Origin of the sequence: Ferranicluibacter rubi, from assembly GCF_011603255.1 — a bacterium.
GTDB lineage: Bacteria > Pseudomonadota > Alphaproteobacteria > Rhizobiales > Rhizobiaceae > Ferranicluibacter > Ferranicluibacter rubi.
The window spans coordinates 432,769-447,293 of the sequence record NZ_JAANCM010000002.1 but is presented as its reverse complement, the minus strand read 5'-3'; the positions used below and the strand labels follow the sequence as shown (position 1 = coordinate 447,293).

At 62.1% G+C, this 14,525-nt stretch carries 15 protein-coding genes; 2 read left to right on the top strand and 13 right to left on the bottom strand.

Translation table 11 applies throughout. The features are described from left to right. Positions 1-58 precede the first annotated feature (58 nt). The 9 genes from G8E10_RS06070 to G8E10_RS06030 form a co-directional block, all read right to left on the bottom strand. A complete protein-coding gene (locus G8E10_RS06070; protein ID WP_167127793.1) occupies positions 59-313 on the bottom strand; it encodes a hypothetical protein in 255 nt (84 codons plus the stop codon). Positions 314-446: 133 nt separating this feature from the next. Continuing rightward, positions 447-1,799, bottom strand: coding sequence for a pyruvate dehydrogenase complex dihydrolipoamide acetyltransferase (locus G8E10_RS06065; RefSeq protein ID WP_167127790.1), 1,353 nt, complete (start codon positions 1,797-1,799; stop codon positions 447-449). A gap of 13 nt (positions 1,800-1,812) precedes the next feature. Next, entirely contained in the window at positions 1,813-3,234 is a 1,422-nt protein-coding gene (locus tag G8E10_RS06060; protein WP_167127786.1) for a pyruvate dehydrogenase complex E1 component subunit beta, read from the bottom strand. A 21-nt stretch (positions 3,235-3,255) separates the two neighbouring features. Further along, the gene (pdhA, locus tag G8E10_RS06055) at positions 3,256-4,305 is read right to left on the bottom strand and encodes a pyruvate dehydrogenase (acetyl-transferring) E1 component subunit alpha (protein ID WP_110798799.1); all 1,050 of its coding nucleotides are present in this window, start codon (positions 4,303-4,305) and stop codon (positions 3,256-3,258) included. Positions 4,306-4,454: 149 nt separating this feature from the next. Continuing rightward, positions 4,455-4,763, bottom strand: a complete 309-nt coding sequence (locus tag G8E10_RS06050; protein WP_092933518.1) for an FtsB family cell division protein — start codon at positions 4,761-4,763, stop codon at positions 4,455-4,457. Positions 4,764-4,921: 158 nt separating this feature from the next. Continuing rightward, positions 4,922-6,196, bottom strand: coding sequence for a phosphopyruvate hydratase (eno, locus tag G8E10_RS06045; RefSeq protein WP_110798798.1), 1,275 nt, complete (start codon positions 6,194-6,196; stop codon positions 4,922-4,924). Between the two features lie 85 nt (positions 6,197-6,281). Continuing rightward, the gene (gene kdsA, locus G8E10_RS06040) at positions 6,282-7,121 is read right to left on the bottom strand and encodes a 3-deoxy-8-phosphooctulonate synthase (RefSeq protein ID WP_167127783.1); all 840 of its coding nucleotides are present in this window, start codon (positions 7,119-7,121) and stop codon (positions 6,282-6,284) included. Positions 7,122-7,123: 2 nt separating this feature from the next. Continuing rightward, positions 7,124-8,029: a VOC family protein gene (locus tag G8E10_RS06035; RefSeq protein ID WP_167127780.1), complete on the bottom strand. Its 906-nt coding sequence runs from the start codon at positions 8,027-8,029 to the stop codon at positions 7,124-7,126. 116 nt (positions 8,030-8,145) lie between these two features. Beyond that, complete coding sequence (locus tag G8E10_RS06030) at positions 8,146-8,718, bottom strand: transglycosylase SLT domain-containing protein (RefSeq protein WP_110732461.1); 573 nt, start codon at positions 8,716-8,718, stop codon at positions 8,146-8,148. Between the two features lie 41 nt (positions 8,719-8,759). On the opposite strand from G8E10_RS06030, the gene G8E10_RS06025 reads away from it, so the two are divergent. Both G8E10_RS06025 and G8E10_RS06020 read left to right on the top strand, forming a co-directional pair. Then, on the top strand, positions 8,760-8,909 hold the full coding sequence (locus G8E10_RS06025; RefSeq protein ID WP_165929734.1) for a hypothetical protein: 150 nt from the start codon (positions 8,760-8,762) through the stop codon (positions 8,907-8,909). Further along, entirely contained in the window at positions 8,881-9,468 is a 588-nt protein-coding gene (locus G8E10_RS06020; protein ID WP_167127776.1) for a hypothetical protein, read from the top strand. The genes G8E10_RS06025 and G8E10_RS06020 overlap by 29 nt, the downstream gene beginning before the upstream one ends. A 102-nt stretch (positions 9,469-9,570) precedes the next feature. On the opposite strand, the gene pyrG is transcribed toward G8E10_RS06020, so the two are convergent. The 4 genes from pyrG to G8E10_RS06000 all read right to left on the bottom strand — a co-directional run bounded on the left by pyrG (position 9,571) and on the right by G8E10_RS06000 (position 14,514). Beyond that, a complete protein-coding gene (gene pyrG, locus G8E10_RS06015) occupies positions 9,571-11,238 on the bottom strand; it encodes a CTP synthase (RefSeq protein WP_110729662.1) in 1,668 nt (555 codons plus the stop codon). A 105-nt stretch (positions 11,239-11,343) separates the two neighbouring features. Then, positions 11,344-11,934, bottom strand: a complete 591-nt coding sequence (gene secG / locus G8E10_RS06010) for a preprotein translocase subunit SecG (RefSeq protein WP_167127773.1) — start codon at positions 11,932-11,934, stop codon at positions 11,344-11,346. A 199-nt stretch (positions 11,935-12,133) separates the two neighbouring features. Continuing rightward, positions 12,134-12,904, bottom strand: a complete 771-nt coding sequence (gene tpiA / locus G8E10_RS06005) for a triose-phosphate isomerase (protein ID WP_167127770.1) — start codon at positions 12,902-12,904, stop codon at positions 12,134-12,136. A gap of 140 nt (positions 12,905-13,044) precedes the next feature. Then, positions 13,045-14,514 (bottom strand): aspartate aminotransferase family protein, encoded by a 1,470-nt coding sequence (locus tag G8E10_RS06000; protein WP_167127767.1) that lies wholly within the window; start codon positions 14,512-14,514, stop codon positions 13,045-13,047. Positions 14,515-14,525 lie beyond the last annotated feature (11 nt).

Below are 14,525 nucleotides of genomic sequence, written 5' to 3'. Positions count from 1 at the left end.
TCCTGCGCCGCCAGATGGCCTGTCGAGCCTGAGCGGCAGATATGCCCGCCGCGGCTCCCTATTGGCCGTTTGTCAGTTTCTCGACCTTGCGTTCCAGCTCGAAAATCCGTTCCTCGAAATCCCCCGTCACGAATTTCGACATCATCGTATCCGCGGTCAAAGCCTGCCGAATGGTTTTCTGGCCACTCTCCAGCTTGTCCAGACGCTGTCGCACCTCTAAAAATTCCACCCGCATCTCTGCGAATTGTTTCTGAATTTCGCCGTGCATCTCACGCAGCAGAGGTATGATCATGCCTTCCGGTTCATTCGCCATCGACGATCTCCTTCACACCCATCCATTGTACCAGCATGCTCTGATATGGCGAGGCCATAGCCAAATGTCACGGGGATGCACGACGAAACAGGTGAGAAGGTCCTCCCCGTGAAGGGAGGACCAGACGTGTGGGTTACACCAGCATGCCCATCGGGTTCTCGATGTAGCGCTTGAAGGCGCCCAGCAGTTCGGCACCCAGCGCTCCGTCCACCGCGCGGTGGTCGGTCGAGAGGGTGACCGTCATGACGGTGGCGATCTTCATTTCGCCCTTCTTCGCGACGACCCGCTCCTCGCCTGCACCGATCGCAAGGATCGTGGCATGCGGCGGGTTGACGACGGCGGCGAAGTTCTTGACGCCCATCATGCCCATATTGGAGACGGCGGTGGTGCCGCCCTGATATTCCTCGGGCTTCAGCTTGCGGCCCTTGGCGCGGGCACCCAGGTCTTTCATCTCGTTGGAGATGGCCGACAGGCTCTTCAACTCGGCAGAGCGGACGATGGGGGTAATGAGACCGCCCGGGATCGACACAGCAACGCCGACATCGGCATGCTTGTGCTTGACCATGTTGGTCTCGGTCCAGGAGACGTTCGCGTCCGGAACATCGCGCAGTGCCAGCGCGAGCGCCTTGATGACCATGTCGTTGACCGACAGCTTGTAGGCCGGCTTGCCATCCTTTTCGGGAGAAGCGGCGTTCAGCTGCGCGCGCAGCGAGAGGAGGGCATCCAGCTCGCAATCCACGGAGACGTAGAAATGCGGGATGGTCTGCTTGGATTCCTGCAGGCGCTTGGCAATCGTCTTGCGCATGCCGTCATGCGGCACGAGGTCGTAGGAACCCTCGGCGAAGTTCTTCAGAACCTGCTCGTCGGACAGGCCCTTCGGTGCCGCAGCCGGAGCAGCCGCCGTCGCTGGTGCTGCGGACGGCGCGGGAGCCGCCTTGCCGGTGCCGCCGGCAACAGCCTTTTCGACGTCGCTCTTGATGACGCGGCCCTTCGGCCCCGTGCCGGTGACGGCGGAGAGGTCCAGGCCGGCTTCCTTGGCAAGGCGACGGGCGAGCGGCGAGGAGAAGACGCGCTTGTCGCCGTCCGTCTTCGAAGCCGCCGGGGCCTGTGCCTGGGGTGCGGATGCCGTCTTCTCGGCGGCAGGCGCTTCCGCCTTTGCCGGCTCGGCATCGACCTTGGCAGGCTGAGCCTCGGCCTTCGGCGCGGACGCACCGCCACCCGAAGCAGCAGCGCCGACATCCTCGCCATCGACGGCGAGGATCGCGATCAGGGCGTTGACCTTGACGCCTTCGGTGCCGGCGGGAACGACGAGCTTGGCAACGACGCCTTCATCGACGGCCTCGACTTCCATCGTCGCCTTGTCGGTTTCGATCTCGGCAATGACGTCGCCGGACTTGACGGTGTCGCCTTCTTTTACGAGCCATTTGGCAAGGTTGCCTTCCTCCATGGTCGGAGAAAGCGCGGGCATGGTGATGTTGATCGGCATGATCCCGCTTCCCTTACTTGTAGCAGACGGTCTTCACCGCCTCGATGACTTCACCGACATTCGGCAGAGCCAGCTTTTCGAGGTTTGCCGCGTAGGGCATCGGAACGTCCTTGCCGGCAATCGTCAGGATCGGCGCGTCGAGATAATCGAAGGCCTGCTGCATGACGCGGGTGGCAATCTCGGTGCCGACGGAGGACTGCGGATAGCCTTCCTCGACGGTGACGAGACGGCCGGTCTTCTTGACCGATTCGATGATCGTCGGCAGGTCCATCGGGCGGATCGTGCGCAGGTCGATCAGTTCGACATCGATGCCATCCTTCTCGAGTTCGGCGATCGCCTTTAGCGAGTAGGTCATGCCGATGCCGAACGACACGATGGTGACATCCTTGCCGGTCTTGTGAATGCGGGCCTTGCCGATCGGCAGAACGAAATCATCCATCTTCGGCACGTCGAAGGACTGGCCGTAGAGAATTTCGTTTTCGAGGAAGATGATCGGGTTCGGATCGCGGATCGCGGCCTTCAGAAGACCCTTGGCATCGGCAGCGGAGTACGGCGCGATGACCTTGAGGCCCGGGATGTGGCTGTACCAGGCTGCGTAATCCTGGCTGTGCTGTGCGCCGACGCGGGCTGCTGCACCGTTCGGGCCGCGGAAGACGATCGGGGCACCCATCTGGCCGCCGGACATGTAGAGCGTCTTGGCAGCCGAGTTGATGATCTGGTCGATCGCCTGCATGGCGAAGTTGAAGGTCATGAACTCGACGATCGGCTTCAGGCCGGCCATGGCGGCACCGACGCCGACGCCGGCAAAGCCATGCTCGGTGATCGGCGTATCGACCACGCGACGCGCGCCGAATTCCTGCAACAACCCTTGCGTAATCTTGTAGGCGCCCTGATATTCGGCAACTTCCTCACCCATGATGAAGACGTCGCCATCGCGGCGCATTTCCTCGGCCATGGCATCACGCAGCGCTTCGCGCACCGTCGTGGAGACCATTTCCGTGCCGGCCGGGATGTCCGGATCGGCGGCGACATCGACCTTGGGTGCTGCCGGCACCTTGCTGTCGGCCTTCGACGTCGGCTCGTCGCTCGATTCGCGGGCCTTACCGCCGGCATCGTTCGACGTTGCGGTCGGCGTGTCGGCATCGGCCTTCGGTGCCGCCGGCTTGGCGTCGGCAGCCGAATCGGCGCTTTCGCCTTCCTGCAGCAGGATAGCGATGGCCGTGTTGACCTTGACGTTTTCGGTGCCGGCTTCGATCAGAATCTTGCCGATCGTACCTTCATCGACGGCTTCCACTTCCATGGTCGCCTTGTCGGTCTCGATTTCAGCGATCACGTCGCCGGAAGCGACGGTGTCGCCTTCCTTCTTCAACCATTTGGAGAGCGTGCCTTCTTCCATGGTCGGGGAAAGGGCGGGCATCAGAATTTCAATAGGCATGGATCAATCCCTCGTCCCGGATCACAGAAGAATGTCGGTGTAGAGCTCGGATACATCCGGCTCCGGATCGTTCTGGGCGAAATCGGCGCTGTCGGCGACGATGTCGCGGACGTCCTTGTCGATCGCCTTCAGCTCGTCCTCGGTGGCCCATCCCTTCTCCAGCAGGCGAACCTTCACCTGCTCGATCGGGTCGTGCTCGGACCGCATCTTCTGAACTTCGTCCTTGGAGCGATACTTCGCCGGGTCGGACATGGAGTGGCCGCGGTAGCGGTAGGTCTGCATTTCCAGGATCACCGGACCCTTGCCCTCGCGGCAATGGGCAACAGCTTCCTCACCGGCGGCCTTGACCGCACGAACGTCCATGCCGTCAACCTGATAGCCAGGGATGCCGATGGCGGCGCCGCGCTGGGAGAAATCGACGCCGGCGGATGCGCGGGCGACGGATGTGCCCATGGCGTAGCGGTTGTTCTCGATGATGTAGATGCAGGGCAGCTTCCAGAGGGCCGCCATGTTGAAGCTCTCATAGACCTGGCCCTGGTTGGCCGCGCCGTCGCCAAAATAGGCGAGAGAGACGTTGTCGTTGCCGCGATAGCTGTTGGCGAAGGCAAGGCCCGTGCCGAGCGAGACCTGTGCACCGACGATGCCGTGGCCGCCGTAGAAATTCTTCTCCTTGGAGAACATGTGCATGGAGCCGCCCTTGCCCCGGGAGTAGCCGCCCTGGCGCCCCGTGAGCTCGGCCATGACGCCGCGCGCGCTCATGCCCGTTGCGAGCATGTGGCCGTGGTCGCGGTAACCGGTGATGACCTGGTCACCCTGCTTCAGCGCCATCTGCATACCGACGACGACAGCTTCCTGACCGATGTAGAGATGACAGAAGCCGCCGATGAAGCCCATACCATAAAGCTGGCCGGCCTTTTCCTCGAAACGGCGAATGAGGAGCATTTCGCGATAGGCCTTCAGGTCCTGTTCGCGGTCGAATTCTACGATCGTGCCGTTGGCGAAATCCTTGCCTGCAGATTTACCGGCTGACTTGCCGCGGCTGGATACGGACGCGTTCTGACGCGGAGCCATGCGATCCTCCCTATGGTTTGCGTTTTGCGGCTACCATAGGGAAAGACTGTGACAACAGCAATGCTATATTTGCATGGCTTATATTCGGCACAAGCAACTGAAAAAACTGTATAAATTTTGATTAACGTCTTTTCGGTTAACTGATGGACTCAGTGGAAGATGACGATCTCGTCGGCGCGGGACATATTCAGTCCGAAACGCGCCTTTTCGTCCAGCATATCGCGCTCCATGGAGCCATCGCTGAGCAAAGCGACTTCCTTTTCAAGGATTTGACGCTTCTCCGTCAGCTCTTTCAACGTCGCCTGCCGCTCCACGCGCTGGCGGTCGAAGACCTCCGTTGCCCGCAGGCCGAAGTCACCGTGAATCGAGTGGTAGGAGAAATAGGAAAGGAAGGCGACAGTGATGAGCGGCATGGCAAACCGCCCGAGTTTCCGCTTCCGATGATGCTTGGTCCACATACGCTGACGCCCTGCTACGCTACTGGCCTTCAAGCTAGCAGGCATGTGTTAATCGAGCGTTGACCATAACGAACATTGGGAGGACGCCGCGCGGAAACGAAAAAAGCCCGTGCCTCCTTGCGGAAGCCCGGGCTTTGCGAATAGCCGCGCTTGAAAGATCAGCCGCGCAGGATGGAGCGCCCCATGTACTGCGCCTGGGGGCCGAGCTGCTCTTCGATGCGGATCAGCTGGTTGTACTTCGCGGTCCGGTCGGAGCGGGCCAGCGAGCCGGTCTTGATCTGGCCGCAGTTGGTGGCAACGGCGAGGTCCGAGATCGTGCTGTCTTCCGTTTCGCCCGAGCGGTGCGACATGACGGCGGCGTAGCCAGCCTTGTGGGCGGTTTCCACGGCGTCGAGCGTTTCCGACAGCGAGCCGATCTGGTTGACCTTGACGAGGATCGAGTTGGCGACACCCATCTTGATACCGTCGCGCAGGCGCTTGGAGTTGGTGACGAAGAGATCGTCGCCGACGAGCTGGACCTTCGAGCCGATCTTGTCGGTCAGGTACTTCCAGCCGTTCCAGTCGTCTTCGCCCATGCCGTCCTCGATCGAGAAGATCGGGTACTTGGCAGCGAGTTCCGCAAGGTAGTCTGCCATGGCTTCCGGCTCGAGCACGCGACCTTCGCCTTCTAGGTGGTACTTGCCGTCCTTGAAGAACTCGGTCGAGGCGCAATCGAGCGCGATGAACATGTCTTCGCCGGGCTTGTAGCCGGCCTTTTCGATCGAGCTCATGATGAAGTCGAGCGCTGCCGGTGCGGATGCGAGGCCCGGCGCGAAGCCGCCTTCATCGCCGACATTGGTGTTGTGGCCGTCGGCCGACAACTGCTTCTTCAGCGTGTGGAAGACTTCCGAGCCCATGCGCACGGCATCGCGGATCGAGTCGGCGCCGACGGGAACGATCATGAACTCCTGGAAGTCGATCGGGTTGTCGGCATGCGCGCCGCCGTTGATGATGTTCATCATCGGCACCGGCAGGTAATGGGCGTTCGGGCCGCCGATGTAGCGGTAAAGCGGCAGGCCGGCCGATTCGGCGGCAGCCTTGGCAACGGCGAGCGAGACGCCGAGTATGGCGTTGGCGCCGAGGCGCGACTTATTCTCGGTGCCGTCGAGTTCGATCATGACCTGGTCGATCTGGATCTGGTTCTCGGCATCGAGACCGCCGATGGCTTCGTAGATTTCGCCGTTGACGAATTCGACGGCGCGCTCGACGCCCTTGCCGAGGTAGCGCGAGCCACCATCGCGCAGTTCGACCGCCTCATGCGCACCCGTGGACGCGCCGGAGGGAACGGCCGCACGGCCGAAGCTTCCGTCTTCGAGATGCACGTCGACTTCGACCGTCGGATTGCCTCGGCTGTCCAGAATCTCGCGGCCGATGATGTCGATGATGGTTGTCATGGTCTCTTCCCTGTCCTTGGGTTTTGGGCGGATGGCCTGTCTTAATCGACGGCTATGAAATTACAATGGCAGTGGGCGCCGCCCGTCAGCGCTTCGCGATCGCGTCGAAGGCGAGCAGGGTTTCGAGCAGACGGGGCATGTCGTCGATAGCGACCATGTTCGGACCGTCCGACGGTGCATTGTCGGGATCCTCATGCGTCTCGATGAACACACCAGCGACACCGACCGCAACGGCGGCGCGTGCCAGCGTCTCGACGAATTCGCGCTGGCCTCCGGAAGACGTGCCCTGCCCGCCCGGCTGCTGGACCGAATGTGTCGCATCGAACACCACGGGCGCGCCGAGACCCGCCATGATTGGCAGCGAGCGCATGTCGGAGACAAGCGTGTTGTAGCCGAAGGAGGCACCGCGCTCGCAGAGCAGCACGTTCGGATTGCCACTCTCGGTAAACTTCGACAGCACGTTCTTCATGTCCCAGGGCGCAAGGAACTGGCCCTTCTTCACGTTGATCGTGCGGCCGGTCTTGGCAGCGGCGACGAGCAGGTCCGTCTGGCGGCAGAGGAAGGCTGGGATCTGCAGGATATCGACTGTGGGTGCGACGAGCGCGCAGTGCTCCTCAGTGTGGATGTCGGTGAGAACGGGAAAGCCGTATTCCGTCTTGAGATCGGCAAAGATCTCCATCGCCTTCTCGATACCGATGCCGCGCTTGCCGGACAGCGATGTGCGGTTGGCCTTGTCGAAGGACGACTTGTAGACGAGGCCGAGGCCGAGCTTGTCGCAGAGTTCCACCATGCGGCCGGCGATCATGAAGGCATGGTCGCGGCTCTCCATCTGGCAGGGGCCGGCGATGAGCGACAGCTTCGATCCTTGCGAGAAGGTCACAGCGCGCGCACCCTCGCCGACGACGACGGAATCATTGGTTTTCATGGTCATTCTCCAAATACGAAGATGGCGCCCTGTCCGGGTGCCGCAGTGACGATCAGGCGGCTGTCCCGTTTGACATGCTCGATGGCGTTGGCGGCCAGCATGGCTTCGGTGGCGGCGATGTTCCCGACCGTGAAGACGATCGCACGGGCCCGGAGGCCGCGCTCTGTCAGCGGCTCGTCGACACCGAGGAAACCCCGCATACCGGCCTCGTTCAGGACGGAGATGTGGGCATTGGCGGCGGGAATGTCCATGCCGAACGAATGCGCCTCCGTTTCACGCTCATCCACGACCTCCTGAAGGAAATACTGGAAGTCGGTCGGATTGGGCTCGGACAGGATCACCTGACGGATGCCGGTCACCCCGTTTGCATGTGTTTCGAGGGCGGTGCGATCGGCGGGGAGCGGCTGCACGCGCTGACAGGTGAAGCAGAGCAGATCCGGCGCGCGCAGGTCGCTGGCGAAGGCCAGTCGGAACTGCCCGATCGCTTCCTTTCCATCCGGACGTTTCATCGGCCTTGAGAATTCGAGGATGTCGCCGCCGGACAGGCCATGGTCTTGAAACCGGGCATGGTCGGCGACGGCGTCGTCCGTGGAAAAGACGAGTGCGGAGAAGCCATCCTGGCCGCGGCGAAAGCGATAGGCGAGATCTCGCGCAACGAAGGCATTGCCTTGCAAGGCGGCAGCTTCGCAGTCCTCGCGCTGGGCAACGGCAAGCGGCTCCAGATAGGTCTTGTCGGCGAGGAAGACGCAGGCATTTTCGGTGCCGAACGGATGCAGGGCATCGCCGGCGACGGTAAAGCCGAGGCGCGACAAGCGCTGGCGTGCCGTGGCAAGCGCCGCGACGGGCAGGACGAGATGATCGAGATGGCGGCGGACATGGCCCGCGATTGCCGGTCGGTCGTCTCTCATCGTCCGCTTCTCCTCGTCACGCCGGCAGGAACCGAGCGTTCACCGGTGCTTGGCATCTTCGGGCCGACAATTCAAGGCTGGAATTGGTGCGGCAGGACTGACCTGATGTTTCCGGCCTAGTCGCAGTTTCGCAACTGGCTGGCATAGGACGACGCGAGGGCGGCCGAACGCCGGGCTGTCGCCTGCAGGCCGGCATTGCCGCGCCAGGAGCCACGCGCATAGCCCGCATCGCCCGAGTAATAGGCGAGATAGAGATTGTAGGCATCGTTGAGGCCGATGCCGTTCTTGCGGTGGTTGCGGGCGTGATACCAGCCGACGAAGTGGATGGCGTCGGAGAAGTTCGACCGCTTGGCCATCCAGCGTCCCGTCGAGGCGCGGTACTCGTCCCACGTGCCGTCGAGCGCCTGGGAATAGCCGTAGGCGCTGGAGACGCGCTTCCACGGGATGAAGCCCAGAAGCTTCGTGCGCGGCGGCTTGGCATGCGGGCGAAAATTCGACTCGGTCTGGATCGTCGCCATCAGGATAGGCACGGGCACGCCATACTGCTTCTCGGCATGCCGCGCAGCACGCTGCCAATTGTTGAACAACCCATCGCGCTGCTCGAAGATCGCGCAGGCATTCCGGGTGTTCTTGGGCGCCGTTGCACAACCGGCAAGCGCCATCAGGGCGACGAAAATCAATACACGCATCGCTCTCGATCCAAGGTTCGAAAGAGATGAATGACAGGTAAATGTTAAAAGAAGGTTTTGATCGATTATCAGCCGGCAACGAGCGGGAACTTGCCCCTTACGAGGCGTTTCATCTCATCATAGGGATGCTCTCGCTACTGGCAGAGATTACGGGGATAAAACATGTCGACATCATCATTGAAGCAGTTTGAACAAGACCTACGCAACGTTATCGGCGGAGCGACAAAAGTGCGCCCTTTTGTCTGTTCCGGCTCTCCCTTCGAAGCATCCATTTTTCTTGTGGGCTACAACCCAGCTACAGAAATGGGCAAGGATTTCTGGTCATTCTGGAGTGAAACACGAGGTTTCGACAAGGAAGCATGGATTGAGGAATACATACGGGAACGTCAGACAAAACCCCTCAAGCCAGGCAAGTCATTTCGGCCGACAATTTCACCCACTCGCCGAAACATTGAGGGTTTCATCAAAGCAGCGTTTCCCGCCGCTGTTCTAGAGACGAACATATTTGCGGTCGCGTCTGAGACGAAGCCGGAACTGGCACTGACAAATCGCGATACGACACCCTTTCGGTATCTCGTCCGCACTATCCGTCCGAAAGTCATCGTGGCGCATGGGAAAGACGCTTGCGAGGTTGTCTCCCAGTTGGAGACCGGTGCGCATGTGATCGCGGTCAAGCATTTGTCCCGCGGCTGGTCGAAAGAAGCGATTGCCAGACTCGGGGTTGAAGCTTCCGCCGCATGGATGGCCTGAGCAATCTTGTCTCAAAGAAAGATCGCCATCCTGTTCAACAGGAGGCGATCTATACATGTGCAAAGCGGTTAAGCCGGATCTGAGACGATCTATGGATCGCTCTTATACTAGCCGCGTCTGCTCCACCGCAGCTTCGATGAAGCTGGCGAAGAGCGGATGGGGATCGAGCGGGCGGGACTTCAGTTCAGGATGGTACTGGACGCCGATGAACCACGGATGATCCGCATATTCGATCGTTTCCGGCAGCACGCCATCCGGCGACATGCCGGAGAAGACGAGGCCGCAATTTTCGAGGCGGTCCTTGTAGTCGATGTTCACCTCGTAGCGGTGACGATGGCGCTCGGAGATATCGGCGGAGCCGTAAATATCCGCGATCTTCGTGCCCTTCTTCAGCGACGCCTTGTAGGCGCCGAGGCGCATCGTTCCACCGAGGTCGCCGGAGGCCGTCCGCTTCTGAAGCTCGTTGCCCTTGATCCACTCGGTCATCAGGCCGACCACGGGCTCGGCCGTGGGGCCGAACTCGGTCGAAGACGCTTCCTCGATGCCGGCGAGGTTGCGCGCCGCTTCGACGACGGCCATCTGCATGCCGAAGCAGATGCCGAAATAGGGCACCTTGCGTTCGCGGGCGAAACGGGCCGCAAGAATCTTGCCTTCCGAACCACGCTCGCCGAAGCCGCCGGGCACGAGAATGCCGTTGACCTTTTCGAGGTAGGGCGCCGGATCTTCCTTTTCGAAGACTTCCGACTCGATCCATTCGAGCTTGACCTTCACCCGGTTGGCGATGCCACCATGGTAGAGGGCCTCGATCAAGGATTTGTAGGCGTCTTTGAGGCCGGTATATTTGCCGACGATGGCAATCGTGACCTCGCCTTCCGGCGTGCGGATCCGGTCGTAGACGTTTTCCCAGCTGTCGAGGCGCGGCTTCGGCGCGGGCTCGATGCCGAAGGCGGCGAGGACTTCCGAATCGAGGCCTTCCTTGTGGTAGGCGATCGGCACGTCGTAGATGCTCGCCACATCGAGCGCCTGGATGACGGCGGACGGACGGACGTTGCAGAACAACGAGAGCTTGCGGCGCTCGGCTTCCGGGATCTCGCGATCGGCGCGCACCAGCAGAATGTCCGGGTGGATGCCCAGCGCCTGCAGTTCCTTGACGGAATGCTGCGTCGGCTTGGTCTTCAGCTCGCCTGCGGCCGAAATATAGGGCATCAGCGTCAGGTGGACGTAGATGGCGGCCCCGCGCGGCAGGTCGTTCTTCAGCTGGCGGATCGCCTCCATGAACGGCATGGCCTCGATGTCGCCGACCGTGCCGCCGATCTCACAGATGACGAAATCATATTCCTCGTTGCCCTCGGTGACGAAATTCTTGATCTCGTTCGTCACGTGCGGGATCACCTGCACGGTCGCGCCGAGGTAGTCGCCGCGGCGTTCCTTGTCGATGATGTTCTTGTAGATGCGACCCGTGGTGATGTTGTCGGTCTTGGTGGCCGAGCGGCCAGTGAAGCGCTCGTAATGGCCAAGGTCGAGGTCGGTCTCCGCGCCGTCGTCGGTGACAAACACCTCGCCGTGCTGGGTCGGGCTCATGGTGCCCGGATCGACGTTCAGATAGGGGTCGAGTTTACGAAGCCGCACCCGATAACCACGGGCCTGCAGCAACGCGCCGAGAGCGGCTGCGGCAATCCCTTTTCCAAGGGACGAAACCACGCCGCCGGTGATGAATACATATCGCGCCATGGGCTTGACCGGATACCTTTTCGAGATCGATTCCGCCATCGAAAAATGCCGCACTCCCCAGATTTCGAGGCGCTGACATCGATGACGCACAAAAGAAAACCGGCGGAAAACAGGTTCCGCCGGTCGGATTTGGCTGCGCTCGGCTTACTGAGCGGTGGGTGCGCCCGTGCCAGTCGCTGCAGGCGGCGTGGCCGCAGGAGTTTCCGTCGCAGGTGCCGGTGCGGCAGGCGCCATCGTGTTGGCAGGCGCCATGGTATTGTTGGCGGGCGCCATCGTGTTCGACGGAGCCGGTGCTGCCGGCGTCGTTGCCGCAGGAGCGGGCGTCGCGGGTGCCGTGGCTGCCGGGGCCGTGCTGGCCGGAGCATCGCCACCGGTGGGAACGCCGTTGCCGGGAGCGGCTGGTGCCGGGGTCGCGGGTGTCGCAGGCGCCGTGGTGGTGCCACCGAGCGAATCGAGGACGCCGTTGCCGTTGTTGGTCGTTCCGGGGATACGGTCGAGGACGTCGGTCGCGTTCGGCTGGTAGCGAGCATAGATGCTCATGGCCAGAGCGAGGACGAAGAAGAGCGTGGCAAGGATCGCCGTCGTACGCGTCAGCGCGTTCGCCGTACCGCGAGCGGACATGAAGCCCGAGCCGCCGCCGACGCCGAGACCGCCGCCTTCCGAGCGCTGGATCAGCACGACGCCAATCAGCGCCAGCACGACCATGAGATAGATGACAAGCAATACTTCCTGCATTTCGTCCAGTCCTGGCTTGAAGCGCGCCGGACCCCGGCCGTGTCGCCGTTCGTCACCCGCACTTGACGTCTTTGTTGCCGCAAATCTTCACGAAAAGCCAGGCACGGCACGGCCGCGTGTTCCCGGCCGCGTCCTCGCAGCGAATTTCGGTTTCGCGGGCTCAATATACCAAGCAGCCCGCTATTCCAAGCCCCGATGATCAGCCGAGCAGTTGCTCGTATGCGCCGTAGATGGCGAGGAAGTCCTGCGCCTTCAAGCTTGCGCCGCCGATCAGTGCGCCGTCGACGTTCGCAATACCCATCAGTTCGACGGCATTGCCCGGCTTGACCGAGCCGCCATAGAGGATGCGCATGGCCGCGCCTTCGTCGCCGAACCGCGCCGTCAGTTCCTTGCGCATGAAAGCGTGAGCCTCCTCGATGTCGGTCACGGTCGGTGTCAGCCCTGTGCCGATCGCCCAGACGGGCTCATAAGCGATGACGGTGTTATCAGCCGTGATGCCATCCGGCAGCGAGCCATCGAGCTGGCACTTGAGAACATCCAGCGTCTGGCCTGCCTTGCGCTCGTCACCGGTTTCACCGATGCAGACGATGGCGGCGAGATCGGCGGCCAGAACAGCTTCCGTCTTCGCGCGCACGATCGCATCCGTCTCTGCGTGATCGGTGCGGCGCTCGGAATGGCCGACGATGACATAGGTGCCGAAGCAGTCGGCGATCATTTCGGCGGAGATATCGCCCGTATGCGCACCGGACACGGCGATGTGGCAATCCTGCGCGCCGATGGCGAGCGGGCTGTCGGTGCAGAGGGCCGTGGCAACGTAAAGAAGCGTTGCTGGCGGGCAGATGAGCGCCTCGACCTTTTCGGACAGCGGGCCCGTGACCCCCTCGGCCATCGCCTTGATCTGGTCGAGAGAGGCGCGCAGCCCGTTCATCTTCCAGTTCCCCGCAACAAGCGGACGCACATCAGGTGTCATTCGGCTTCTCTCCCGTTTTCCGACGATGGATCGGCCGTAGCAAATCCACCCGGTCGTGGAAAGCGTTGATCGCGCGTGGAACATCGGAATCAGAAACGCGGGCCGTTCCCCCGCCCGCGTCCCATGTTCGTCGTCTCGACTCAGCCCATCTGGCTGCCGACGAAATCCTTGACGATCCGAATGATGCCGCGGCCGAGGAGATCGTCGAGCGCATCGACGAACTGGTCTACATGGGCGCGTTCGCAGATCAGCGGCGGCTCCAGCCGGATGACGTTGCGGTTGTATTCGGTGAAGGCGACGAGTGTGTCGTAGTCCCGCAGCAGCAGCGCGCCGATGAAGCCGGAGAGCGAGCCCTTGAGCTTGTCGTCGAGCATGCCGATGACCGGGCGCAGCACCAGCGGCATCGTCTGGCTGAAGTCCTGGAACTCGAGCCCCACCATGAGCCCCTGCCCGCGAACCTCCTTGATGATCTTCGGGTACTTCTCGCGCAGCGCATCGAGGCGGGCGAGCAGGTAGGCGCCCTGCTCTGCCGCGTTATCGATCAAGCCGTCGTCATACATGATGTTCAGCGCCTCGATGGCGGTGACGCAGGCCTCGCCCATGCCGCCGAACGTCGCCATCGCGTGGATCATCGCCGTCTTCGGCGTGCCATAAGCCTTCATGTAGATCTCGCGCCGGGCGATCATGGCGCCCACGGCCGCCTTGCCGCCGCCGAGCGACTTGGCAAGCGCCGTGATGTCGGGCACCACATTCTCATGCTCGAAGGCGAAGAAGCGGCCCGAGCGGCCGTAACCGCACTGGACCTCGTCCGCGACCCAGACGACGCCGTAGCGGTCGCAAAGGGCGCGGAGCTCCTTCCAGAAGCCATCGGGTGCGCGGATGATACCGCCGCCGCCCTGGATGGTTTCCAGAACGATCGCCCCGATCTGCGGATCGGCCCGGAAGGCGTTCTCGATCGCCTGGATGTTGCCGAAGGGAACGCGGACGGTGTTTCCCGAGACCGCGAAATCAGCCCGGTAGAGAGCGCCGTCGGTGATGTTCAGCACGCCCTTCGTCTTGCCGTGGAAAGAATTCTCGGCATAGACGACCTTCGGCCGCTTCGGGCCCGCAGCGCGCTCGGCAAGCTTGACGGCGGCTTCCATGACCTCGGAGCCGGACGAGCCGAGGAACACCATGTCGAGGTCACCGGGCGAAATGGTCGCGAGATTCTTCGCGAAGGCTGCCGCATATTGCGACATGAAGGCGATGGCGATCTCGTGGCGGTTCTCGTCCTGAAAGCGCTTGCGGGCTTCGAGCAGACGCGGGTGGTTGTGGCCAAAGGCGAGCGAACCGAAACCGCCGAAGAAATCGAGGATCTTCCGGCCGTTCTGGTCGGTGTAGTACATCCCCTCGGCGCTCTCGATCTTCACCTTGTGGAAGCCGAGCAGCTTCATGAAGTGGAGCTGGCCGGGATTGACGTGATCCTTGAACAGGGTCGTCATTTCCGGAACGGTCAGGGCCTTGGCGTCCTCGACCGTGAGGAGGTCGGGCTTGGCAACCGCTTTGCGGACGGGCTGCGGGCCTTCGACGACTGTGGAGTCAACGAGGATACGGGCGGGCGTATCGAGCATCTTGTCGTTCC